The organism is Flavobacterium sp., from assembly GCF_029945805.1.
GTDB lineage: Bacteria > Bacteroidota > Bacteroidia > Flavobacteriales > Flavobacteriaceae > Flavobacterium.
The window spans coordinates 51063-76487 of record NZ_JAQSDH010000006.1 but is presented as its reverse complement, the minus strand read 5'-3'; the positions used below and the strand labels follow the sequence as shown (position 1 = coordinate 76487).

Here is a 25425-nt window from a genome sequence, read left to right as displayed (position 1 = left end):
ATATCGGTTATTTTTTATAAAAACTACATTGGTCAAGCTTCACTTCTCCTAAAAGGTCATCAAAGCCAATTACTCTTCCTTTAACTATCGTTTTCTGATTTATTTTTACCCCATTGACTGAAATTAAAAAAGTACAGTTTACCGAATTATCTAAAATGAGTTCTTTATCGTGTATTGAGGTTACAATTCCTGAAATCGAAACTGGCTTTTCCAGATATTTTTTATTTGAAGCATCCGTATTAGCAGTAAATTCATTTAAGATTGATTGTGATGAGACTTCATAAGCAGTAGTTTCAGCCGCTATATCTCTTTTACCAGCATTGTTAATATAATAGCGAATTGAAAAAAAAGAAATTAGCAACATTATTACTATTACTACTGAAATTTTAAGCATTTTTTTCATCGCAGTTAAATTTGGGATTTCGGTTTTAGTTGAATTATAATTAGTAAACAACTTCAAAAAACAATACCCTACTCAGTTTTTAAGAATAACTACTATTCCTAAAAAAATAAATAATCCTTGATGGGATTGTTTAAAAAAAAGCATTAAAAAAACCAGCATAATAGCTGGTTTTATAACGATATTCTATATTTTTTTTTACCAAGTAAAATCATTTACTAAAGTTCTAAATATGGCAAAAATGACTAAAAAAATGAGAGCCCAAATTAAAAATTGATTTAGGAAATAACTTAGTTTGGACTTACTATCTGAAGGAAAATCTTCAGAATTACACTTAACTTCCACTTCTTGTTTTAAAAAATTTTTATGAAAAAATTTCATTTTATAAGAATTTAATTTTTGGAGAAGTTTAAGTAGTGGTTATCGCTTCCACTGTCACTTTCATGTTTCAATCGTACAACAGTATCTGAAAATTCGAGCACTTTCCAATCTTCTTCTAGTTCTTCCAAAACCGAACCGTCAAAATGAAATTCAATTTTTTGATAGGTGTTCTCTGTATGTATCTCCCAATCTCCATTAATAGTATTGGTGTTTTTTACTGCGAAAGCGGAACCATTGCCATTGAAATTAAAAACATATCCGTTATAATAATTTGTCTCATCGGATGAGTCATAAAAATAGGAAACATACCAACTTCCGCTTGTTAAAATCTCTGATAGAACTAGAGGTACAGGTGTAATAATTCCACAATCATCAATACTATTGTTAATCGCTGTTTCCAGTTCAGCATTGTTATTTATAACCATATTATCTCCATTTGAAGTAGTTAGCGTAATCGGAAAAGCAATCCCTATAATTACTCCTTCAGCTAAATTTTGTAAAAAATTATAGAGTTGATTGTTGTTTTGAATCGCAATGGAACTTGCTATTTGATTGTTTGAATTGTAGATATTAATTGAAAAAGGAAAATTAAAATCAATACATTCAATTTCCTTAAACCCGCTTTCATCGCCGCATCCAGCCAGAATTGCAGCATATTGGGCTTGATTTGCAGCATTAACTTCATGAAAATCTGGATACACTATCGTTATAGGAAAAGTAAAATATACCTCATCATTATCATTAGTATATTGATTTTTGATATTTTGGACGGTCGCATATCCTGCAGCAGAATTAACAGTTACCGCTTGATAATTTACGGTCACCGCAACTGGAAGTTTAATTCCGAAACAACTTGTATCATCTAACACATTATCATGAGAAGTCGCATATTGCGCAACTCTTTCAATTAGCGAAGATAAAGGTGCTGCTTTTGTAAAACTGTTATCTAAGTTGAGTGTAATAGTTTCACTTTCACTTTGACACGAAAAAAGCAGGACTGAGCATAGTACAAACAACAAGTAACTTTTTTTCATATTGTTTTGTCTCTTTTGACAATTATTATAACAAAGTTGCAATAAAAAACCCTACTAAGAAAAAAAAAATTAAATTTAACCGCTAGAATAATTGATTAGCAAAAAATGGAACACATCAATTCGAATGGTATTTGCGAAGAGGTATTATTTTCGCGTTTTTTTAAGGCTAACATAAAATCATTGCGCAATTATTTGTACTTCAAATTTGGAAATGAAGAAAAGGCAAATGACATCACTCAGGATTCCTTCATTAAACTATGGGAAAATTGTAAAAATGTACCTCTAGAAAAAGCCAAATCCTACTTATATACCATTGCAAATAATGCTTCGCTAAACGAAATTGCACATCAGAAAGTTGTTTTAAAGTATGCCCAAAATAATGCAGGAAATGATAGAACAAATATAAATCCAGAGTTTTTGGTTGAAGAAGAAGAGTTTAAGCAAAAACTGGAAAAGGCTATTGGAAAGCTAACGGAATCTCAAAGAACAGCTTATCTTTTAAACAGAATTGAAGGAAAAAAATACCATGAAATTGCCATCATGTTAGGCATTAGTGTAAAAGCAGTGGAGAAAAGAATTCACGGCGCTTTAGTTTCTTTGAGAATTGAAATTGAACAATTTAGGTAGGGTATTTAAATATAAAGATGTTTTTAATCAAATGAGTGCAACTGAAGAAAATTACGAATTAGCGAAATGGCTTGCTGGGGAAATGACTGAAAAGGAATTAATTTCTTTTCAGAAAAAACCTGAATACGCAACCTATTCAAAAATTGCTGCATATTCAAGTCAACTAGAAACTGCAGATTTTGATGCAGATGCAATCTATAGAAATACAATAAAAAGCAGCAAATCCAAAGCAAAAGTTATTCCGTTTTACTATTCAAAATGGATAAAAATTGCAGCTGTTATTGTTATTTTTTCGAGTTTAGCTTTCTTATACAAAACTACTGTTACTTCAACAGAAGTTGCAGAAAAGGGTAAAAAAACAAATTTTTCTTTACCTGATAATTCCCAAATTGTTTTGAATAGTGGTTCAGAAATCAACTATAAAAAGTGGAAATGGGAAAACAATCGAAAATTGAATTTAGATGGTGAAGCTTATTTCAAAGTGGCTCATGGAAAAAAATTTGAAGTTGAAACAAAACTTGGAACGGTAACTGTTTTAGGAACACAGTTCAATGTTAAAGCTCGGAAAGACAGGTTTGAAGTAACATGCTACCAAGGAAAAGTTAGCATTCAACATAAAACTCAGGAAGTCATTATAACCAAAGGTATGTCGGTGACTTTTGAAAATGATTTCTTCGACAAGCAAGACATTAATGTAGCAAAACCGGAGTGGACTAATAATGAAATTGCTTTCCAAAAAGTGAATATTCATACTGTTGTTGATGAATTAGAAAGACAGTATGATATTGAAATTATTTTGAACGGTAAAGAAAATACACAACTTTTTAGCGGTATACTTCCGTCAAACGATCTCAAAGCTGCTTTGGACATTATTATCTCCATATTTCATTTAAAAATCTCTAAATTCGACTCTGATAAAATTATTCTTGTTGATTTTTAATGATGTCAAAAAAACATCTTTTTTCATCCTTATTTTTATTCTTTTTCATGTTGAGCTATGCTCAGCAGGAGGAGGGTTCATTACCATTGAAAACAATTTTAGAGAAAATAGAAATCCAAAACAATATTAAATTCAATTATATTGTTGAAGAAGTAATTGTCGTTACTATCATTCCTCCAAAAACTACATTGCCCCTATTTGAAAAACTAAAGTATATTGAATCTAAGACTGGATTGAAAATAAAAAAAATAAATAGCACTTACTATTCAGTTTTTAACAATCAAAAGCTAGACAAGCCCTTGTGTGGAACCCTAGTTGACATTGAAACAAAATTGCCCATTGAAAGTGCAACGATTAAAATTCAAAATACTGACATAACTGTTTTTTCAGATGAAAAAGGTTATTTTGAAATTCCAATCATTTCCCCAAATTCTATTGAAATATCACATATTAACTTCGAAAAAAAAGTTGTTCCATTTAAGGAATTATATGTCTCCGATTGCCCAAAAATACAACTTAAGATAGTTGTTTTGAAATTGGATGAAGTTCTAACCAAGCATTATTTAACTACTGGAATTTATAAAAAAAATGACGGTTCCATTGAAATTAAGCCCGCAAAATTTGGTATTTTGCCCGGTTTAATTGAGACCGATCTATTACAGACCATGCAACAGATTCCGGGCATCAATTCAGTTGACGAAACGGTTTCCAACATCAATGTGCGCGGCGGTACACACGATCAAAATCTTTTTTTATGGAATGGTATCAGGATGTTTCAGACTGGACATTTCTTCGGATTGATCTCCGCTTTTAATCCATCCTTAGCACAAACTATTTCAGTTACTAAAAATGGGACTTCTGCTTTTTTTGGAGAAAGTGTTTCTAGTCTTATTGACATTTCGTCTCATTCAAAATCAATCGAAAAAACAAGTTCAAGCATCAGTAGTAATTTAATTAGCGCTGAATTTTACACACGAATAAAGGCTACCAAAAAAGCGGCATTTACCATCTCTGGCCGACGTTCATTAACGGATTTTTTTAGTACGCCAACCTATCGGAATTACCGCAACAGAGTTTTTCAAAATACCGTGGTGACCAATCTGAATAGCAATCAGACGATTGACATCAACACAAGAGAAAAATTCTTTTTTTACGATTTTACAACACAATATTTACAAAAAATTGGAACAAAAAATGAGCTTACAGCCGACATAATTATCATTAAGAACTCATTATTCTTAACCCAATCTATTTCTGAGGCTAAAAAAAATAGCAATTTGGGTCAGGAAAATTTGGGTGCAACACTAAATTGGACAACCAACTGGAACAAAGAAAATTCAACCCACCTTCGCTTCTACGTGTCGAAATATTCTCTAGTCTCAAAAAATGAAGTTGTTCAAAGTAATCAGATTTTAGATCAAGAAAATAAAGTGTTGGATTTGGGTTTTCAGATAAGAAATTCACATCAGATTTCGCAAACATTCACATTTAACAATGGGTATCAATTTAATGAAATTGGAGTGACAAATTTTGACAAAATTAATTCACCTTCTTTTTCTAGAAAAACAGTTCAGGTTTTGAGATCACATTCTTTTATTGGGGAAGGCATCTTTGAAAGTGAAAACAAAAATACTGTTGCGAAAATCGGACTCAGAGGCACCTATTTTGATACGTTTGAAATACTGTTGCTAGAACCAAGAATTCAGTTTTCGCAAGCACTAAATGAAAACATTCATTTAGAAATTTTAGCGGAGCAAAAAAATCAAACGCTATCTCAAATAATCGATTTACAACAAGATTTTTTGGGAATTGAGAAACGCCGATGGACCCTTGCAAATGACACTACACATCCCATTCAGAAAAGCAAACAGTTTTCATTCGGATTTACTTATAAAAAAAACAATTGGTTGATTACCTTAGACAATTTTTATAAAAAAATAACCGGAATCAGCACAAGCAGTCAGGGATTTCAAAACCAGTTTGAATTTGTTAAAACAACGGGCGACTATCAAGTTTTAGGATCAGAGTTTTTAATTCAAAAGAATTTTGGAAAATTTTACACTTGGGTTAGCTACAGCTATAATGATAATAAGTATTTCTTTGATGCATTGCAGCCAGCAGAATTTATTAATAATTATCAGTTGAGACACGCGGTTTCTTGGGCCGGAATTTATGAATGGAACTCCATAAAATTTGCTTTAGGTTCAAAATGGCATACTGGTAAACCAATCACTACCCCACAATCAACGACTTTAAATTCCGACAATCAAATTGTTTATAATTCGCCAAATAACAGTAAACTGAACGACTTTTTTCAATTGAATTTTTCTGCTTCAAAAGACTGGAAAATATCAGATAAAATCGGACTTAAAACAAATATTTCTTTAATTAATATTTTAAATACCAACAACAGCATTAACCGCTCGTATCGTATAAACAATTCAGAAAACACTATAGAAAGTTTGAATACTTATGCACTCGGATTGACTCCAAATATTAATATGAAGTTGAGTTTTTAATTCTTAGTAAATACCAAAACATCGGATCCGCTACCATCCAACAAATAAATAGTTGAACCATTATAACTAGCAACCACCCAACCTTTAGACAATTGTGCAAATTCTGTTGGATTGTCAAATGTGATATTAAATTTTAAACCGGATGGATTAGCTTCGGAAACATCTTCAATAACAGACCACGTTCCGCTGTAAGTATTGGTTCCGTTTGTTACAGATAAAACATTGGATACCGGAAAAGTAAAATTATAACCAGTAAAAGTACTCGTTTCATTAATTCCAGAGTGATTATAATTACTAATTCTCCAGGTGCCTTGCTTAGCAGTATTAATTAAGGTTGCAGGATCAGATGTTGACCATGAACTTCCACTTGTATCACAGGAAGAAACTACTAATACTAGTAAGAAGATTGGGATTAAAATTAATTTTTTCATAAGGTATATTGTTTTGATTTTTAATTTAAATGGAAATAATTATTTTAAGGTTATTACATTCTTTCCGGAACTTCGATTCCGAGCAATTGAAATGCTGATTTAATAGTTTGGGCTACTTTATTGGAAAGCTGCACTCTGAAAACTTTCTTAGCCAGATTTTCTTCTCCTAAAATAGAAACCGATTGATAGAATGAGTTGTATTCTTTGACCAATTCGTACGTATAATTTGCCAATAAAGCAGGAGAATGGTTGTTTGCCGCGTTTTGAATCACTTCTGGATAAAGTTCTAATTGTTTGATTAGTTCTTTTTCTTTTGGATGAAGCGCTTCGGCTGCATTCAATGTACTAGTATCAAAATCAGCCTTACGTAAGATGGACTGAATTCGAGCATACGTATATTGAATAAACGGACCCGTATTTCCAGCAAAATCAACAGATTCTTCTGGATTGAAAAGGATTTGTTTTTTTGGATCCACTTTCAAGATGTAATATTTCAAAGCACCAAAACCGATTGTATTGAATAATTTCGACTTTTCTTCTTCTGAATAGCCTTCTAATTTTCCAAGTTCGGTAGAAATTTTTTCGGCAGTTTTGGTCATTTCCTCCATCAAATCATCAGCATCTACAACAGTTCCTTCTCTCGATTTCATTTTTCCTGATGGTAATTCCACCATACCGTAGGACAAATGAAATAAATTTTCAGCCCAATTAAATCCTAGCTTTTTCAGAATTAGAAACAATACTTTGAAGTGATAATCTTGCTCGTTTCCGACCGTGTAAACCATCCCACCGACATCTGGAAAATCCTTTACACGCTGAATGGCCGTTCCGATATCTTGCGTCATGTAAACGGCTGTTCCGTCAGAACGCAACACGATTTTTCTGTCCAAACCGTCCGGTGTTAAATCGATCCATACGGAACCATCAGCATCTTTTTCGAAAATCCCCTTTTCCAATCCGAATTGAACAACTTCTTTTCCTAATAAATAAGTATTGCTTTCGTAATAATAGCTATCGAAATCAACTCCTAAGTTTTTATAGGTTTGAGCAAAACCGTCGTAAACCCATTGGTTCATAGTTTTCCAGAGGTCAATGATTTCTGGTTTCCCAGCTTCCCAATCAAGAAGCATTTGCTGAGCTTCAACAATAATAGGAGCCTGTTTTTTAGCTTCTTCTTCCGTTTTTCCTTGATTAATTAATTCGGCGATTTGAACTTTATAGTGTTTATCGAATTCTACATAGAAATTTCCAACTAATTTATCCCCTTTTAAACCGGTATTTTCTGGAGTTTCACCTTTTCCAAATTTCTGCCAAGCCAACATCGACTTACAAATATGGATTCCACGATCGTTGATGATTTGCGTTTTGTACACTTTCTTTCCCGAAGCTTTAATAATTTCCGCAACCGAATATCCTAAAAGATTGTTACGAACATGACCAAGATGCAAAGGTTTATTAGTGTTTGGCGAAGAATATTCGACCATAATTGCTTTATCATTCGGATTTACCGCCACAAAACCAAAGTTGGATTTATCTTTTATTTGGCTGAAAAAATCGATATAATAATCATCGGAAGCCACAATATTTAAAAATCCGGATACCACATTAAATCTAAGTATAGTGTCAACATTTTCAATAAGATAGTTTCCGATTTTAGTTCCAATTTCAATAGGATTTCCTTTAATCACTTTCAGTAACGGAAAAATAACCATTGTAATATCACCTTCAAATTCTTTCCGCGTAATTTGAAATTCTACCCTTTCTAGAGTAACATCAAATAGTTCCTGAACTGCATTTTGTATTGGTATGGTAAGAATTTGCGAAAGCTTCATTGTACTTTATTTTAAGATCGCAAAGATAAACATTACAGTAGAATTTTAATACCAAGAAACATTTATAAAAATGCAATACAAAAAGTAATACTTAACACTTGTTTTGTAAGTTTAATAACTTACTATTTATAAATAAAATGTATTTCATCGATTTTATTTGCTTTTTAACGATGTATGTATGAATATTTGATTTGTCAAAATCCCCAAATTATGAAAAACATTGTACTATTAACCGCTATCCTACTTAGCACCCTTGGTTTCTCCCAACCAGTTTCTGTTAGTTCAACAAATTATACTGTACCGCAATTGGTCAATAATGTGTTAATCAATTCACCCTGCGTTTCGGCTACAAACATAACATGGCGAACGGGTACTAATTATGGTTCGTCTAACGGACTCGGTTTTTTCCAGAATACAAATCCAAATTTTCCAATGCAAAGCGGCGTTGTATTAAGTACTGGCAATATTTTAAATACGCCAGGCCCCAACACATCGTTATTAAATGATGGGGTGGCAAATTGGCCAGGTGATAACGATTTAGAAGCGACATTAGCGGCGGCGGGAATTTCAATGATATCGAAAAACGCCACTGTTTTAGAATTTGATTTTACTCCGATTTCTCCAAACTTTAGTTTTGATTTTATTTTTGCTTCAGAAGAATATGGAAATTTCCAATGTTTATATTCTGATGCATTCGCATTTCTACTAACGAATGTGAACACCGGTGTAACAACTAACCTAGCAGTAGTGCCGAATACGACTTTACCAATATCGGTAGTAACCATACGAGATTTTCAATACAACTCGTCTTGTCCTTCCGCTAATGCACAATACTTTGGATCATTCAATGGTGGATCTGGTGCGGCAAACTCTGCTACAAACTTTAACGGACAAACAAAAGTCTTAACTGCATCTTCTATTTTGACAGCTGGAGTTCCCTATCATATTAAATTAGTTATCGCTGATAGAGCAGATCCACAATCAGATTCTGCGATTTTCCTATCTTCAGATAGTTTTAATATTGGTCAGGATGTTCTAGGGCAAGATTTAAGTGCGGCAAACAATTCAGCTTTATGTTTTGGAACTCCACTAACGCTTACTACTGGATTAAGTGCAACAGAATATTCCTTTGTTTGGAAAAAAGGCACTACTACTTTGTCAGAAACTGGACCGAATTTAACCGTCAGCCAAGCTGGAACCTATACTGTTACTTACATCAATATACTCGGTACTTGTGACCCAATTACTGATACAATTATAGTAGAATATTTGCCTCAAATAAATTCACCTAATCCTATAACACTATACAAATGTGATATGGGTCAAGCCTCTTACACTTATAATTTAGACCAAAACACATCGGTTGTAAAACAAGGATTACCGGCAGCTACGTCTGTTACTTATTTTGCATCTCAAAATAATGCCGACAACAATACCAGTCCGCTACCATTACTGTATAGTGCTCCTAGCGGAACGATGGTTTATGTTAGAATACAGTTGCCAGGAAGCCCTTGTTTTACTGTTAAATCATTTTTATTACAAGTATCACCTCCACCGGTAGCAAATCAGGCTCCGAACTTATTGAGATGTACAAATACAAGCTCACAAAGTACTAGTTATTTTAATTTTACTCCACAAACAAGTATAGTTTTAGGAACACAATCACCAAGCATTTATGCTGTTACCTATTACACTTCGTCAACGAACGCGACTACTGGAGTTAATCCAATAGCGGATCCTAGTTATGGTGCTTATGGAAATACAACTATCTATGTACGAGTTCAAAACATAAGTGACCCATCATGCTTTAGCGTTTCAAGCTTCAATTTAATAGTTAATCCACTTCCAATTGTTGATGTTCTACAAAACGTGATTGTATGTAATACATATACTTTACAACCTTTAGTAAATGGAAATTATTTTACTGCAATTAGTGGTGGCGGAACTCCTTTATCTGCGGGAGATGTTATAACAGAAACCCAGACTATTTACATTTTTAATCAGCCTGGTGGGCCAGGAACTTGTGGTGCTAATAGCTCATTTAAAGTAACAATTGTTAATGTAGATGAACTTACTCCCGCCGATGTCTCATCTTGTGGAAGCTATTCTCTACCTAGTTTAACTTATGGCAAATATTACACTCAACCTGGTGGACCCTCTGGTGGTGGCACCGAAATTCCTTCGGGAACATCTATAACTAGTTCGCAGTTAGTCTATTTTTATTTTACAACTATAATCGCACCAATATGTGTAGTAGATTCTAGCTTTAATATTACGATTATAAATACACTCGACGTTGGAACTTTTCCAGATGTTTTTAGATGTGACTCTTACGTTTTACCTGCATTGAATTTAGGAAATTATTACTCTAGTCCGGGCGGAACTGGAACACAATTAGCTGCTGGCACACCAATAACGTCCAATCAAACCATATATGTTTATGCAGCGACCACCGGACCAACTGTTTGTTCAGATGAAGATAGTTTTGATGTATTCATCGGCATAAACCAACCAGCAGATATTTCGCAATGTAATGGATACACTCTACCTTCCTTGCCTATTGGAAATTATTTTACTGGACCTGTGGGAACCGGAAGTCTTATTCCAGCTGGAACAGTGATAAACGTCAATTCAACAATTTATATTTATGTGCCATTATCTGGTGGAGGGAATAATTGTACAGACAACGTACACTTTACGTTAACTTTTGCACAGCCTCAAGTCGACATATTACCTAATGTTTCGGTTTGCGAAACATTTACACTGCCTACAGTAACAAACGGCGAATATTTTTCAGATGTGGATGGAACTGGAACACAATTGTATCCTGGAGATGTATTACTTCAAACTCAAACCATCTATATTTTTAAACGACTAGATGAAAGTTGCGCAAATCAATCCAGTTTTACAGTGACTATAAACCCGTTACCTGCTATCGATTCTCGTTCCGATATTGATATTTGCGACCAATATGTATTGACGCCATTAGCGGTTGGTACTTATTATTCTGGAACAAACGGAACTGGAACGCTTATACCAGCAAACACCGTTATAACAACTTCTCAAAGAATTTATATTTATGCGGTTTCAAACACAACACCCGCTTGTACGGCAGAAAATAGTTTCCAGATAAACATATTTTCAACAACTGCTGACACATCCGCAAACATAACAGCTTGTGATACTTATACATTACCAACTTTATCGCAAAATAATAACTATTTCACACAATCGGGCGGACCATTAGGAACAGGTACAGAAATAGCTCCGGGCACTGTAATTACGACAAGTCAGACGGTATATATTTTTAAAGAATCAACCATCAGGACTTCTTTCTCTTGTATCGATGAGACTTCATTTATAATAACAATTAACCAAACGCCAGTTCTTGCTCCTATAGCAAATGTAGTTGCTTGTAATTCTTACACGTTACCAACAGGGAATTATTATTCCGCGATAAACGGAAGTGGAACTCTATTAAACGCCGGCGCTGTTTTAACAACATCTCAAACAATTTATGTATTTGCTAATACGGCTACAGCACCAGATTGTATTTCTCAAAGAAACTTTAGCGTTACGATTTTTAATGTTGATGATTTACCAAACGTTACTATTTGTGAAAATTTCACTTTACCAACACTAGCCATTGGAAAATATTATACGGGTCCAAATGGAACCGGAACACAATTGGCTGTAGGTTCTGTAATTAGTTCCTCGATGACACTTTATATTTATGGACAATCTCCTTTCTTGCCGAGATGTAGTGATGAAAGTACATTTACTGTAACCATCATTGATACTCCAATTGCACAAGCAATTCCAGCTTCTTTAAGAACGGTTTGCGACGAAGACGGAACTAACGATGGCGTAACAACATTCAATTTAGCTTCTTTATCAGCAACCGTACTAGGAACACAGACGGGAACTGAATTTGAAGTAACGTATTACGAAAGTTTAGCTAATGCTACTACAGGCACAAATCCAGTAATAACATCTACTCAAAATGTGGTTTATGTTCGAGTTAAAAATAATTTAACGTCTAATTGTTTTGATGTAAAACCAATTACAATCATCGTAAATAAATTACCGGAGCCAACTCCGATTGACGGTATAATTTGCATCGACAGCGAAACTGGGAATCTGTTAAATCCATACACCATGTATAGTGGCTTGACAACTGCAACGCATCATTTTGTTTGGACAAATGAAAGCGGAACAACTGTTGGAACTTCTAATTCCTATCAAGCTATTTTACCGGGAATTTATACTCTAATTGCTACTAGCATTGCTACAGGTTGTAGTTCAGATCCAATAAGTGTAACAGTTACCCCATCGGAACCCGCAATCGTAACTTACGAAGTTAGTGAAGATTTTGCAGACAGCCAATCAATAACCGTCACTGCAACTGGTCAGGGCAATAATTTTGAATACCAATTAGATAATGGTCCATTCCAAGACAGCAACGTATTCAACAATGTCGCATCGGGAATGCATACCGTAACCGTTAGAGATAAAAATGGTTGTGGAAGCAGTACCATTCAAGCATTGGTTGTGAATTATCCAAAATATTTTACGCCTAATGGAGATGGCTACAATGACTCTTGGAATATTAAAGATTTATCTAACCAACCAAGCGCCAAAATTGAAATATTTGACCGATATGGTAAAATGATAACGCTTATTAAACCAAACAATAGTGGTTGGGACGGAACTTATAATGGTCGCCAAATGCCATCTGATGATTATTGGTTCAGCGTTTCCTATACAGACGAACACAATACTGCACAAGAATTTAGAGCCCATTTCGCCATGAAGCGATAACCTACATAATAGTAATATGTTAGAAACTCCTGAAATTTTCAGGAGTTTTTTTTTGTTAAAATTTGTAACTAATTAAGCACTTTAAAGTCTACTTGTTTATTAAAAACAAAAATCATTACTCAAGCCGCAGCGGAATAATTTGAAGCGCAGCGAGAAAAACCACAAATCATGAGATTTAAAATTTTACTTATTAGTTTATTAACTTCTTTTTCCGTTCTGCAAGCTCAAACTGTCAATTCGGGAAGTGTATCAGGAAAAGTAATTGACAAGAATTCAAAACAACCTATTCCTTACGTTAATATCAGTATTAAAAAAGCAGACAAAGTTATTACAGGTGGAATCACAGATGATAACGGAAATTTTACCGTAAAAAATGTAGCGCTGGACAACTATACTGTTGAATTACTCTATATGGGGTACAAATCACAAACTTTTACCATCAAACTTACGCCAGAAAATAAAACTGCAAATCTGAATACGGTTTCACTTGAAGAAGAAGCCGTGCAACTTAAAGGCGTTGAAATAGTAAGCGAACGTTCCACAATTGTGCAAAAAATTGACCGTAAAGTAATCAATGTTGGTAAAGATTTAATTGCTTCCGGAAATAATGCGTCCGAAATCATGAACAATATACCAACAGTGAGCATTGATGCTCAAACTAAAGAAATCAGTTTAAGAGGGAACTCAAATGTTAGAATTTTAATTGACGGAAAACCATCCAATATTGATGCTTCTCAATTATTACAACAAATTCCTTCTTCTTCTATCAAACAAATAGAATTGATTACGAATCCTTCAGCAAAATACAATCCGGAGGGAATGAGTGGAATCATCAATATTATTCTGAATAAAAATGCAAATGAAGGCTTTAATGGCAGTTTAAACTCGGGAGTAACCTTCGGAATCACACCAAAAGTAAATACAGCACTCAATCTAAATTATAAAGTGGGTAAAATAAATATGTACGCCAACTATGGTTTGAATCACGGAAAAAACGCCAATCACGGAGACATTACAAGCTTCCGTCCAAATTTAGAAAACCAACAACGTTTTATATTTGCTAATCTCAATACTTCACACTTACTAAAATTAGGATTGGACTATTTAGTTGATGATAGAAATACTATATCATTTTACACTAATCTGAATTTAAACAATGGTGGTGGCAACGGAAACACGTTAATCAACTATTTTGATCCTGCTAGGAATGATTCACAGCAGCTTTTTGATTCAGATACTGAGAATACTACTCAAACTTATGACTTTGTTTACAAACATATTTTCAAAAAAGAAGGCGAAAATATTGAACTTCAATCCAATTTTTCAAAAACCAAGAATCCTGAATTTACAATTTATGATTTAACAACTACTGTTCCTTCAGAAACTATCACTGATAATGATATCAACAGAAATGTCAATTATCTACAAATCAATCTTGACTATGTTAACCCAATTTCAGAAACCTTAAAATTAGAACTTGGTGCGGAAAGTAGATTACAACGAATTACCAATAATTTACTTGAAAATGTAGACGAAACTTCAGGAAGTTATAACAGAAACGGAAATTCAGAATTTATTTTCAGAAGAAACATTCATTCCGTTTATTCGAATTTAGGAAAGCAATGGGGAAAATGGAGTGCACAGTTAGGCCTAAGATTAGAGCAATTTAATATCGATGGCGATTTTTCAAATGTCGTAACTTCTAGTATTCCTTCTGAAAATGTGAACGATAACAAGAATCTTAAGGATGATATTTTTTCGGTGTATCCTTCAGCGTTTTTCAATTATAAAGCGAATGATAAAAATTCTTTCAATTTCAATTTCTCACGAAGAGTAGACCGACCGAGTGTGGGCCAATTAAGCCCAATTCGCGAGTGGACCACTCCATTAGTAGAGTCAAGAGGAAATCCTGATTTGAAACCACAGTTCACCAATTCTTTCGAAATAAATTATACAAGAACGCTTACTATTGGTAGCATAACTTCAGGGATTTTCTTCAGGCAAATCAATGACGAGATTGTGCGAACCATTTATAAAAATCCGGAAAACATCAATCAAGATATTATTTCATTTATCAATTTTGAAAACAATCAAGCAGCCGGAGTTGAAGTTTCTGCCAATTTGAAAGCTACCAAATGGTGGTCCATTAACACCAGTGCTGACGCTTATTTCAAAAAAGTAAAAGGAACCGTTGAAAATGCCAATACGGGTCTTCAGGAATATGGTGAGATTGATGTAACTGCTTTTAATTTCAGAATAAATAACAATTTTACAGCGACAAAAAAATTGCGCTTCAACGTTTTCGGAATGTACCGAGGTCAAGAAGCCGGATTACAATTTACAAGAAAACCAATGTACAAAGCTGATTTAGGGGCTACTTACAACGTACTTAAAGGAAAAGGAAGCATCACTGCAAGGTTTAATGATATATTCCAAACGATGCATTTTGCCTTTGAAGGAAGCATTCCATACCAACAAGAAGGCGCCTTTTATTGGGAAAGTAGAACACTTTACGTAGGTTTCAATCTACTGTTTGGGGGTGGAAAAAACAGCGCTATGCAACGGAAACAACGAGATAATAACGAAACCCAAAGCGGCGGCGGATTATTATAAGATTTTTTGAATTTAGTTATACCGAAAAAGCCATCCGTGAAAACGAGATGGCTTTTTCTATTTTTTAAATTTTAGGAGCACAACATTTTAGTATTCGGGATAATTCCTCCCGCTGTCCGCGCTACATGGTAGCCAGCTCCCATCGGGGCTAACGAGAAACTAAGCCTAGCTTATCAAAATCTCAATATTCTTCTTACTTTTCTGTTCTCCCTTTTCCCTTTTCCCTTTTTCTTACCACTTAATTATCGCGCTTGCCCATGTAAATCCACTGCCAAATGCGGCTAAGACAACAGTGTCGCCTTTTTTAATTTTTCCTTGTTCCCAAGCTTCTGTCAAAGCAATCGGAATAGAAGCTGCTGTTGTATTTCCGTATTTCTGAATGTTATTGAAAACTTTGTCGTCAGTCAATCCGAATTTCCTTTGGATGAACTGTGAAATTCTCAAATTCGCCTGATGTGGAATCAACATATCAATATCCGAAACAGTCAAATTATTGGCTTGTAAACCTTCATTAATTACCTCGCTAAAACGAACTACCGCATGTTTAAAAACAAATTGGCCATTCATATACGGAAAATAACTTTCATCATCCGGATTATTTTCTGCCAAGATATCCGTAACCCATTTGCCGCCCATTCCCGGCGCTAAAACCGCTAATTCTTTTGCATGTTCGCCTTCTGAATGTAAATGAGTAGATAGAATTCCACTTTCATCATCACTTCTTGTCAAAACTACCGCTCCTGCCCCATCACCAAAAATCACGGAAACACTGCGACCACGATCGGTCATATCCAAACCTAAGGACTGAACTTCGGAAGCAACAACCAAAATATTTTTATACATTCCGGTTTTAATAAACTGATCGGCAACAGACAAAGCATAGATAAATCCAGAACATTGATTCCGCACATCTAAAGCACCAATTGTTTTTAATCCCAATTGTTTTTGAAGTTCAACGCCTGGCCCTGGAAAATAATAATCGGGTGAAATGGTTGCGAAAACTATAAAATCGATGTCATCATTAGCTACTCCAGAACGTTCTATAGCAATTTTTGCCGCCTTAACTCCCATTGAAGTTGTGGTGTCTTGACCGCGAATAATGTGTCGTCTTTCTTGTATTCCTGTTCGTTCCTGAATCCATTCGTCATTCGTGTCCATTATTTTAGACAAATCTTCATTGGTGACTACATTATCGGGAACATAAAATCCTAAACCTGATATTTTGGATTGATACATATTTATTAAATTATCATAATTAGACTCACAAAATTAAACAATTTTAAACGGTAATGATTTTATTTTAAGATTTAATAAAAATGTAACAACTACTTCGTAAATTCGACCTATCCAAAACTAAAATTTAATTTTATGAAATCTAAGATTCACGAATACCTAAAAAAAAATTTGCTGATGAGTAAAAAACATGCCTTTTTACTTTTGTTTTTTTGCATTTCTGCAAGTAGTATTTCTGCACAAGAAAATGTAACGTATCAAAAACCATCTGCCTCCATCTTAGCATTGGCAGATTTTGAACGGGCGCCAAGCGTGAGTATGGATTCCAAAAAACAATACATGCTTTTTTCTTATCGAAGCACTTATAAAACGCTTGATGATTTGAATCAAGATGAAATACGTTTAGGCGGTTTGCGTATCAATCCGGTTACCAGTATTGGGAGTGCCATAAATTATATTTCGAATTTAAAAATCAGAAAAGTAACCGATAAAACAGAAACTCAAATCAGCGGTTTACCTAAAAATCCGAGAATTACTTACATCACTTGGTCGCCAAGTGAAACCAAAATTGCGTTTACCAATACGGTAGCCACGGGAGTTGAATTGTGGGTCATCGATGTAGCTACGGCTTCTGCCAAAAAACTTACGGATGCGAATCTGAATGCTACTCTTGGAAATCCGTACAACTGGATGAAAGATAACGAAACTTTAATCGTAAAAATGATTCCAAAGAATCGTCCAGCTTTAATTGACATCAAAAAAGAGTTGCCTAAAGGTCCAACGGTTTCGGCAAGTGATGGTTCAAAATCGCAAAACAGAACATATCCTGATTTGTTAAAAAATAAAACAGACGAAGCTAATTTTGAAAGCTTAATGACTTCAGAATTACACAAAGTAACTCTTTCTGGAAGTGAAAATCCTTTTATGCCAGCCGATTTATATGCCGGTGAAAGCTTTTCTCCTGATGGAAATTACATTATGCTTACCACTGTTCAAAAACCGTTTTCCTATATCGTTCCTTACAACCGTTTTCCATTAAAAACTGTCGTTTACGATGGTACCGGGAAAGAAGTAAAAGTGGTGAATGATGTTCCACTAAATGAAGTAATTCCAAAAGGATTCTCCTCTGTTAGAAAAGGAAAAAGAAGCATGGGTTGGCGAGGTGATAAACCCGCTTCTCTTTATTATGTTGTAGCTTTAGACGAAGGTGATCAGGCTAAAAAAGCAGATTTCAGAGATGAACTTTTCTCATGGGATGCACCTTTTAAAGCCGATCCAACTTCTGTATTAAAAACGCAGCAACGTTATGCAGGTTTGATTTGGGGTAATGATAATGTAGCCATAGTTTATGATGATTGGTATGACACTCGTAATCAGAAAACGTATTTAATTAATCCGTCCAATTTAGGGCAAGCCCCAAAGATTATTTCCGATAGAAATTCGCAGGATATTTATTCCGACCCGGGTAATTTTGAAACTAAAAGAAATCAATACAATCGGTATGTTTTGGCAGTTGAAAACAATAATTTATTCTTAATTGGTGACGGTTTTACAAAAGAAGGACAGTTTCCGTTTATTGACGAATTCAATTTAGGAACTTTAAAAACAAAGCGTTTGTATACTTCAAATACTAAAGACAAGAAAGAAGATTTACAATCTATTGAAGACTTTAAAAAAGGCGATGTTTTGGTATTGATTCAATCTAAAAATGATTATCCAAACTATTACTTCAGAAACATAAAGTCTAAAAAATTAACCCAACTTACGTTCTTTAAAAATCCATTTGAAAGCATAAAAAACATTTACAAAGAAGTGATCAAATACAAGCGTAAAGATGGAGTTGATTTGTCAGGGACATTATATTTACCTGATGGGTATGACAGAATAAAAAAATCTGAAAAACTACCCTTATTGATTTGGGCTTACCCTGCAGAATATAAAGATAGAAACTCAGCGGGCCAAAGTGATAAAAATCCAAATGAGTTTACCTACCCAAGTTATGGTTCCTTTATTTATTGGGTAACTAAAGGATATGCGATTCTTGATGATGCTTCTTTTCCAATTATTGGAGAAGGCACAACAGAACCTAATGACACGTTTATGACACAATTGGTTGATGATGCTGCAGCTGCAATTGATGCTGTAGATAAATTAGGCTATATCAATAAAAAGAAAGTGGCTATTGGCGGGCATTCGTACGGTGCGTTTATGACTGCTAATTTGTTGACCCATTGCGATCTTTTTGCTTGCGGAATTGCACGAAGTGGCGCTTACAACAGAACATTAACCCCTTTCGGATTCCAAAGTGAACAACGAAATTATTGGGATGTTCCAGCTATTTACAACGAAATGTCGCCGTTCATGACAGCCGATAAAATGAAGACTCCTTTATTATTAGTTCATGGCGATGCCGATAATAATCCAGGAACGTTCACCTTGCAATCGGAACGTTATTTTCAAGCATTAAAAAATCTTGGTGCACCGGTTCGATTGGTTTTATTGCCTAAAGAAGCACACAGTTATGTAGCTAAAGAAAATATTCTTCATTTGCTTTGGGAACAAGACCAGTTTCTTGAAAAGTATTTGAAAAACTAAATAAAACAAGCTCTAAAGTCAATAGATTTTAGGGCTTCTTTTTTAGATATATTCCTTTTCCTATTGCGATTTCATTATCACTTTCGAAGAATAAAGTTTGATTGTTGTATTTGGATTCAATTAAATAATGACTTCCACTAAAAAAAACATTGGAAACGGCAACTTTCATTTCAGATTTTTCTACAATCATAAATTGATGCGGATAGATAAATTGACTTACTCCATCGATTTCAATTTCGTTTACATCGCCAAAAAGTGAAGCGATGTAGTTGGATTTTGGATTGTTGTATATGAGTTTAGGAATTCCTTCTTCGATGATTTTTCCCTCTTTCATGACTATAACTTCATCCGCAAAAGCCAACGCATCCGAACTGTCATGCGTAGCAAAAATAATGGTGATTTGCTTTTCTCTGAGGTAACTAAACAATTTTCTGCGTAAGCTATTTTTTCTGAAATTATCAATATGACTAAACGGTTCGTCAAGCAATAATACTTCAGGTTCTAATGCTAAAACTCTTGCTAAAGCCACACGTTGCATTTGTCCACCGCTGAGATTCTTTGCTTTTATAGAAGCATAATCAGTCATTTCTACAATATCGAGTAGTTCTGCAATTCGTTCTTTTTTCTTTTCGGGATAGATGTTCGAAAGGTATTTGCCTACATTTTCGGCAACAGTAATAAACGGCATTAAATCAAAATCCTGCGCAAGGTATTTCATGAAATCCATTCCTGGAATTAAATTGTGTTTTGGGCCTAAAATTTCGGTAGTACTCCAAAAAATTTGCCCTTTATCCAAATCAGATAAGCCGTAGATAAGTTTAAGCAACGTACTTTTTCCGCAGCCACTTTCACCAATAACTGCGAGATGTTGCCCTCTCTTCAATTTGAAAGAAATGGAAGCTATGGTTAATTTTTCCTGATAAGAAAATGAAATGTTTTTGACTTTTAACATCGCAGTAATTGAATTACAAAATTGAACATTCTATTATGAAATAAAAAATATATTTAAAAGCAGTTGTTTATTCCTATCGTAATTCTACTTAACATACAGATTTTAAAGGATATTTTATGGATTCTATGAAATTAGATTTACTTTTGCACATGGATTACATGCTCCAATACACGATTTTATGAAATTGAAAATTAAACTATCTTTACTATTGCTATTTTTTTTCAGCACATTCTATGCCCAAGTGGGTATCGGAACAACTTCCCCAAACGCTGCATCGATACTTGATATTTCATCTACCAACAGCGGCCTTCTTATTCCGCGAGTTGCACTAACAAGCGCAAGTGATATCGTTACTATTGTTTCTCCTATAACTTCATTATTAGTTTACAATTCTGGGTTTGCGCCCAATGGCTATTATTATTGGAATGGAACACTTTGGGTACAATTGGCAGCATCAAATACCGCTTGGACATTAACCGGAAATACTGGAACAAGTTCAGCTACAAATTTCTTAGGAACTACTGACGATGTAGATATTGTTTTCAAAAGAAATAACATTAGAGCTGGTTTTATTGGAAATCCGAATACGGCTGGCGGAAACAAAAACACTTCTTTCGGAGCAAATTCTTTAAATGCGGCAGGGACAGGAATTAGAAATACGGCTATTGGCAGCAACGTTATGCCGGTCAATACCTCAGGTCAATTAAACGTCTCTATTGGGGATCAATCGATGTTTTTAAATACAGATGGAACTGCTAATACTGCCATTGGAGTTGGTGCTTTATACTCAAATATTTCTGGAAAAGAAAATGTAGCTTTGGGTAGGAATACAATGGTTCTAAATAATGCTAATAATAACACTGGTCTAGGTTTTGCTTCATTGCGTTCCAATGTTTCAGGCACAAACAATATTGCCATTGGACATCAAGCCGGGTATAATGAACTTGGTAATAATAAATTATATATCGAAAATTCTACTTTTAATAATGGAACGGATTCAAGCGTAGATAATGCATTAATTTATGGAGAATTTGACAATCGTATTGTTAGAACAAATGGTACAATCCAAATTGGAAATCCAGCAACAACCGGCTATTCTTTACCAATTGTTAGAGGAACTAACGGTCAAGTGTTACAAACTAACGGCGCGGGTGCTACTTCATGGGCAAATCCATTAAACACCTTTTCATTGATAAGAAGTACGTTAAGTGCAAATCAAGTTGTAGCTTCGACAGGGTGGCAAAAAATTACATTTGACACTGTTGCTTTTGATTTAATAGGTGGCGAATTTAGCCCTGGAACCAATAGATTTGTAGCAACGAAAGCGGGTTATTATGAAATCAATGCAGGCTTTCACACTTTTAATAAAAATGACGCTCAACAATATGCTGTAGCAGTTTATAAAAATGGCATAGAATACCAAGAAACCGCAGCGCACCATTATGGCGACAAGTTAATATCTCGAATAATAAATTGTACTTTAAATTTAGCCGTTAATGACTATGTTGAAATATATATTTTCAACGGAAATGCTCCAACAACCATTGATAATTATAGTGGAAAAACCTATTTCGAAGTAAAACAAATCAAGTAAAAAATAAGAGCGAAAATCCAAAATGGAATTTTCGCCCCTATCAACCTAAACAATAAAAACATTCTAACTAATAATGTACTTTTCGTAAGACTTTGTGTCAATACGAGCTTTTAAATCGTGTAATAAATTATACAACCCAAAAAATGTTCTGTTGATGTATAAAAAATGTTTAGAACCTCTGTTGCCATTCATTTTTCTAAGTTGTGTATCTTTTGAAAATTCTTCGCCCATTTGAGCAATTTTTCCAAAGAAATCTTCATCAGAAAAGTCGAAAGAATCACCATGAAATGGTTTCGTAAACAAGCTTAATAAATCGTGAAATATTGTGGTGAAATACGCTAACTCTTTTTGAGAATCATCAACTCGTAAAATTTCTAACTCAAATAACTTTTCGTTAAATAATTTAGGATTATCTATTACTTCAGGTCGAGCTAATTCGAAATAAGGAACATAAAATTCTTCTGGAACTTGTTTGATACAGCCGAAATCAATGGCAACCAAATTATCATCTTTATCAATTAAAAAATTCCCAGGATGCGGATCGGCGTGAACTTGTTTGAGATAATGCATTTGATACATATAGAAATCCCAAAGTGCCTGACCTAACTTATCTCCTTTACTTCTGTCTTCATTATGTGCCGTAAACTCTGAAAGATGCTCTCCATCGATCCACTCCATCGTCAATATTTTTTCCGATGAAAATTCGGGATAATATTCAGGGAAACGTAAATTAGCAATAGATTTACACTTCTCCGAAACCTCTAAACTTTGTTTGAGTTCCAAAACATAATCCGTTTCTTCAAGTAATTTACTTTCAACTTCAATAAAATACTTTTCAGAATCTTTTCCTTTCAAGTTAAACATTCGTGTAGCGAATGGTTTTACCAACGCTAAATCAGAACTTATACTATCCGCAACTCCAGGGTACTGAATTTTTACCGCTAGCTTTTTACCATTTTTTGTTGCTTTGTGAACCTGACCAATACTCGCGGCGTTCATAGCATCAGGGGAAAAGGTGTCGTATAATTCTTCTGGATACTTATCTAAATATTTTTTGAATGTTTTTCGAACTAATGGCGCCGACAATGGTGGAACTGAGAATTGTGATAACGAAAACTTATCCACATAAGCTTGCGGCATAATGCTTTTGTCCATGCTCAACATCTGAGCTACTTTCAAAGCACTTCCCTTTAGGTTTTTTAATCCATCGTAAATATCCTCTGCATTACTTTCATTTAATTTATCGCGATTTAAATTTGGATTAACTATTTTCTCGCCATAGTAGGCAACATAATTTCCTCCAACTTTAAATCCCGTTTTTACTAATTGGCTAGCGCGTTCAATTTTTCCTGTTGGAATTTTGTCTAATGTCTTCATCAATTATTGTGTTTTTTCTTTCCAAAGAAATTTTCCCAAATCAAACAAACTTTCCAACGGTTTTGTATCTAATAAATCAACAACAGTATTCACGGATTTCTCTATCAAAATATCGGTCTTTTCAAAACCTTTAGAAGTGTCATCCATCCAAAATTTCAGCAAAAATAAAAACTGAATCCAAGCACCTTCTGAGAATACTGGTCTCGTAACTTTTGTAACTTTATCATTTACCATAGAAGAATTCGACTCAATTATGGAACTTATAAATTCTTTAAAATGCGTTCTAAATCCTTTCAAATTTTTTAAATTTTTAACGCCTTGATTATTCTCATTCAACGAAAACAGCACATAACTTCTATTTAAAGTCAGTAATTCAAACAAAGTAAAATATAAGGTAAGCAACTTATTTTTATCTGAATAACTTTCAAACGCTGGTTCTTTTTCAATAGTAGCTACAGCATTCTCGAAAAATTTAATCCATATAGCTTGCTTAACTGCTTCTAATGAACCGAAGAAAGAATAAAAATCACTTTCTTCAATAGCGTTTTTTTTGCAAAATATATATACGTTTTTTAAGTTTCCATTGTGTTCTAAAACATCATTCATATATAATGAAATAATCTGATTGTCATCTATCAAATCTTTCTCTACTTTAACTTTTTTTGTTGTCGCCATGATAATTTTTTATTATAGTGTAAAGGTACAAAGTGTTTAACCATTTAAAAGAAAAATTAAACAAAAAGTTTTGTTAAATTAGTAGTAATAAAAAAAGCTGCCTTTCTCAAGACAGCTTATATATTTATTAACGTAGCTAATTATTTTCCTGACTGCGCATCTTGCACCATCTTTTCGTTTGCAGTAATAGCAAACTCTACACGTCTGTTTTGACTTCTTCCATCGGGAGTATCATTGGTAGCAATTGGATCTGCAATACCTAAACCGGTTGTAGTGAAACGGGAAGAACTGATTCCTTTTGTAGCCAAATAAGATTTAACCGAGGAAGCTCTTTCTCCTGATAATTTCAAATTATATTCTGCTGAACCCGTACTATCAGTATACCCGTAAATTTGAATATTAGTATCAGGATATTGATTAAACACAGAAACCAATTTATCCAAATTAGCTTTAGCACCAGCAGTTAATGTTGACTTGTTAGTATCAAAACGAACTGCGTTTTCACCGAGTGTCAATTTAATTCCTTCTCCTACTCTTTCAACAGTAGCTCCTGGAACTGCCGTTTCAATTTCTCTCGCTTGTTTGTCCATTTTGTTACCAATAACACCACCGGCAACACCACCAACAACACCACCAAGAACAGCTCCTAAGGCACCGTTGCCGCCTTTACCAAGATTATTTCCTAAGACTCCCCCAAGAATTGCGCCACCAACTGCACCTATCGCTGCGCCACGTTGTGTTTTATTTGTATTTTTTACTGATTCACAACTTGTGAAAATACTTCCTGTTAAGAATAGTCCCGCTACTAATAATATGCTTATTTTTTTCATCGTAATTTTTATTTTTTATTGTCTTTGAAATTGATATACTACATCGGTTACTTTACCACCTATATTGATTTTGTCAACAAGTTGGAATGAGTTTTCAGTTAAATTAGACACACCAAGAACGTATCCTTCTTTGATTTTCTTAGCTTTAGTTTCATCTAAAACTTTCAAAACAAACTGGCCTTCTTTATTAATAAACCAAGTTATTGGTGTACTGTAGGCGGTACAACTTGCATTGTTTAAAACAAGACTACCTTTGTTATTGTTAGAAATAAATTTCCATGAACTTCCAATAAAACATTTTGAATCTGCTAAATCAAATGAAGTGACTTTGATGACATCCGAACTTGGATAAGTAACTGCACTAATGGTCCAATTACCTTTCATGGCAACTTGTGTTTTAGAATCTAGTCTTGTATTTGTTGCCGATTTCGACTTGCATCCTAAAACGAAAACTGATAATACAGCTATTAGAATAACTTTTTTCATTATTATTATATTTATAAATTAGTTAAGACAAATATACATTCCTTTTTAGATTTGCCCTTACATTATAATGGAGATTTGTTCTAAA

Annotated in this window: 17 protein-coding genes; 7 read left to right on the top strand and 10 right to left on the bottom strand. The window is 34.1% G+C overall.

Features of this window, described 5'->3' with window-relative positions:
- Window positions 1-7 precede the first annotated feature (7 nt).
- Complete coding sequence (locus tag PSU83_RS01260) at window positions 8-403, bottom strand: hypothetical protein (RefSeq protein WP_300585822.1); 396 nt, start codon at window positions 401-403, stop codon at window positions 8-10.
- A gap of 389 nt (window positions 404-792) precedes the next feature.
- A complete protein-coding gene (locus tag PSU83_RS01255; RefSeq protein ID WP_300585820.1) occupies window positions 793-1815 on the bottom strand; it encodes a hypothetical protein in 1023 nt (340 codons plus the stop codon).
- 105 nt (window positions 1816-1920) lie between these two features.
- Between PSU83_RS01255 and PSU83_RS01250 the strand changes: the two genes are divergently transcribed.
- The 3 genes from PSU83_RS01250 to PSU83_RS01240 are packed head-to-tail and all read left to right on the top strand — an operon-like array spanning window position 1921 to window position 5901.
- Complete coding sequence (locus tag PSU83_RS01250) at window positions 1921-2442, top strand: sigma-70 family RNA polymerase sigma factor (protein ID WP_300585818.1); 522 nt, start codon at window positions 1921-1923, stop codon at window positions 2440-2442.
- A 31-nt stretch (window positions 2443-2473) separates the two neighbouring features.
- On the top strand, window positions 2474-3382 hold the full coding sequence (locus tag PSU83_RS01245; RefSeq protein ID WP_300585816.1) for a FecR family protein: 909 nt from the start codon (window positions 2474-2476) through the stop codon (window positions 3380-3382).
- A gap of 2 nt (window positions 3383-3384) precedes the next feature.
- A complete protein-coding gene (locus tag PSU83_RS01240; RefSeq protein WP_300585814.1) occupies window positions 3385-5901 on the top strand; it encodes a TonB-dependent receptor in 2517 nt (838 codons plus the stop codon).
- On the opposite strand, the gene PSU83_RS01235 is transcribed toward PSU83_RS01240, so the two are convergent.
- Window positions 5898-6332, bottom strand: a complete 435-nt coding sequence (locus PSU83_RS01235; protein WP_300585812.1) for a hypothetical protein — start codon at window positions 6330-6332, stop codon at window positions 5898-5900. The genes PSU83_RS01240 and PSU83_RS01235 overlap by 4 nt on opposite strands.
- Window positions 6333-6385: 53 nt before the next feature.
- The gene (gene argS / locus PSU83_RS01230; RefSeq protein WP_300585811.1) at window positions 6386-8164 is read right to left on the bottom strand and encodes an arginine--tRNA ligase; all 1779 of its coding nucleotides are present in this window, start codon (window positions 8162-8164) and stop codon (window positions 6386-6388) included.
- Between the two features lie 210 nt (window positions 8165-8374).
- Between argS and PSU83_RS01225 the strand changes: the two genes are divergently transcribed.
- Entirely contained in the window at window positions 8375-12985 is a 4611-nt protein-coding gene (locus PSU83_RS01225) for a choice-of-anchor L domain-containing protein (protein WP_300585809.1), read from the top strand.
- A 168-nt stretch (window positions 12986-13153) separates the two neighbouring features.
- Window positions 13154-15598 (top strand): outer membrane beta-barrel family protein, encoded by a 2445-nt coding sequence (locus PSU83_RS01220; RefSeq protein ID WP_300585807.1) that lies wholly within the window; start codon window positions 13154-13156, stop codon window positions 15596-15598.
- A 231-nt stretch (window positions 15599-15829) separates the two neighbouring features.
- Here the strand turns inward: PSU83_RS01220 and PSU83_RS01215 are convergent, their stop codons facing one another.
- Window positions 15830-16834 carry a beta-ketoacyl-ACP synthase III gene (locus tag PSU83_RS01215; protein WP_300585805.1) on the bottom strand — a complete coding sequence of 335 codons (1005 nt, stop codon included), beginning with the start codon at window positions 16832-16834 and terminating at the stop codon, window positions 15830-15832.
- A 174-nt stretch (window positions 16835-17008) separates the two neighbouring features.
- Here PSU83_RS01215 and PSU83_RS01210 point away from each other — a divergent pair, with 174 nt between their 5' ends.
- Window positions 17009-19426: a prolyl oligopeptidase family serine peptidase gene (locus PSU83_RS01210; protein WP_300585842.1), complete on the top strand. Its 2418-nt coding sequence runs from the start codon at window positions 17009-17011 to the stop codon at window positions 19424-19426.
- A 28-nt stretch (window positions 19427-19454) separates the two neighbouring features.
- Here the strand turns inward: PSU83_RS01210 and PSU83_RS01205 are convergent, their stop codons facing one another.
- Window positions 19455-20378 (bottom strand): ABC transporter ATP-binding protein, encoded by a 924-nt coding sequence (locus PSU83_RS01205; RefSeq protein ID WP_300585803.1) that lies wholly within the window; start codon window positions 20376-20378, stop codon window positions 19455-19457.
- 178 nt (window positions 20379-20556) lie between these two features.
- Between PSU83_RS01205 and PSU83_RS01200 the strand changes: the two genes are divergently transcribed.
- Window positions 20557-21972, top strand: a complete 1416-nt coding sequence (locus PSU83_RS01200; RefSeq protein ID WP_300585801.1) for a hypothetical protein — start codon at window positions 20557-20559, stop codon at window positions 21970-21972.
- A 63-nt stretch (window positions 21973-22035) separates the two neighbouring features.
- Here the strand turns inward: PSU83_RS01200 and PSU83_RS01195 are convergent, their stop codons facing one another.
- The 4 genes from PSU83_RS01195 to PSU83_RS01180 form a co-directional block, all read right to left on the bottom strand.
- Window positions 22036-23349, bottom strand: a complete 1314-nt coding sequence (locus PSU83_RS01195; RefSeq protein WP_300585799.1) for an AarF/UbiB family protein — start codon at window positions 23347-23349, stop codon at window positions 22036-22038.
- 3 nt (window positions 23350-23352) lie between these two features.
- A complete protein-coding gene (locus tag PSU83_RS01190) occupies window positions 23353-24024 on the bottom strand; it encodes a TetR family transcriptional regulator C-terminal domain-containing protein (protein WP_300585797.1) in 672 nt (223 codons plus the stop codon).
- Between the two features lie 140 nt (window positions 24025-24164).
- A complete protein-coding gene (locus tag PSU83_RS01185) occupies window positions 24165-24854 on the bottom strand; it encodes an OmpA family protein (protein WP_300585795.1) in 690 nt (229 codons plus the stop codon).
- Between the two features lie 15 nt (window positions 24855-24869).
- Window positions 24870-25340, bottom strand: a complete 471-nt coding sequence (locus PSU83_RS01180) for a lipocalin family protein (protein WP_300585792.1) — start codon at window positions 25338-25340, stop codon at window positions 24870-24872.
- Between the last annotated feature and the right edge of the window lie 85 nt (window positions 25341-25425).

What these genes read in the sequence shown, in the direction of transcription:
- PSU83_RS01260 (WP_300585822.1), bottom strand. Translation starts at nt 403, where the DNA reads ATGAAAAAAATGCTTAAAATTTCAGTAGTAATAGTAATAATGTTGCTA.
- PSU83_RS01255 (WP_300585820.1), bottom strand. Translation starts at nt 1,815, where the DNA reads ATGAAAAAAAGTTACTTGTTGTTTGTACTATGCTCAGTCCTGCTTTTT.
- PSU83_RS01250 (WP_300585818.1), top strand. Translation starts at nt 1,921, where the DNA reads ATGGAACACATCAATTCGAATGGTATTTGCGAAGAGGTATTATTTTCG.
- PSU83_RS01245 (WP_300585816.1), top strand. Translation starts at nt 2,474, where the DNA reads ATGAGTGCAACTGAAGAAAATTACGAATTAGCGAAATGGCTTGCTGGG.
- PSU83_RS01240 (WP_300585814.1), top strand. Translation starts at nt 3,385, where the DNA reads ATGTCAAAAAAACATCTTTTTTCATCCTTATTTTTATTCTTTTTCATG.
- PSU83_RS01235 (WP_300585812.1), bottom strand. Translation starts at nt 6,332, where the DNA reads ATGAAAAAATTAATTTTAATCCCAATCTTCTTACTAGTATTAGTAGTT.
- argS (WP_300585811.1), bottom strand. Translation starts at nt 8,164, where the DNA reads ATGAAGCTTTCGCAAATTCTTACCATACCAATACAAAATGCAGTTCAG.
- PSU83_RS01225 (WP_300585809.1), top strand. Translation starts at nt 8,375, where the DNA reads ATGAAAAACATTGTACTATTAACCGCTATCCTACTTAGCACCCTTGGT.
- PSU83_RS01220 (WP_300585807.1), top strand. Translation starts at nt 13,154, where the DNA reads ATGAGATTTAAAATTTTACTTATTAGTTTATTAACTTCTTTTTCCGTT.
- PSU83_RS01215 (WP_300585805.1), bottom strand. Translation starts at nt 16,834, where the DNA reads ATGTATCAATCCAAAATATCAGGTTTAGGATTTTATGTTCCCGATAAT.
- PSU83_RS01210 (WP_300585842.1), top strand. Translation starts at nt 17,009, where the DNA reads ATGAGTAAAAAACATGCCTTTTTACTTTTGTTTTTTTGCATTTCTGCA.
- PSU83_RS01205 (WP_300585803.1), bottom strand. Translation starts at nt 20,378, where the DNA reads ATGTTAAAAGTCAAAAACATTTCATTTTCTTATCAGGAAAAATTAACC.
- PSU83_RS01200 (WP_300585801.1), top strand. Translation starts at nt 20,557, where the DNA reads ATGAAATTGAAAATTAAACTATCTTTACTATTGCTATTTTTTTTCAGC.
- PSU83_RS01195 (WP_300585799.1), bottom strand. Translation starts at nt 23,349, where the DNA reads ATGAAGACATTAGACAAAATTCCAACAGGAAAAATTGAACGCGCTAGC.
- PSU83_RS01190 (WP_300585797.1), bottom strand. Translation starts at nt 24,024, where the DNA reads ATGGCGACAACAAAAAAAGTTAAAGTAGAGAAAGATTTGATAGATGAC.
- PSU83_RS01185 (WP_300585795.1), bottom strand. Translation starts at nt 24,854, where the DNA reads ATGAAAAAAATAAGCATATTATTAGTAGCGGGACTATTCTTAACAGGA.
- PSU83_RS01180 (WP_300585792.1), bottom strand. Translation starts at nt 25,340, where the DNA reads ATGAAAAAAGTTATTCTAATAGCTGTATTATCAGTTTTCGTTTTAGGA.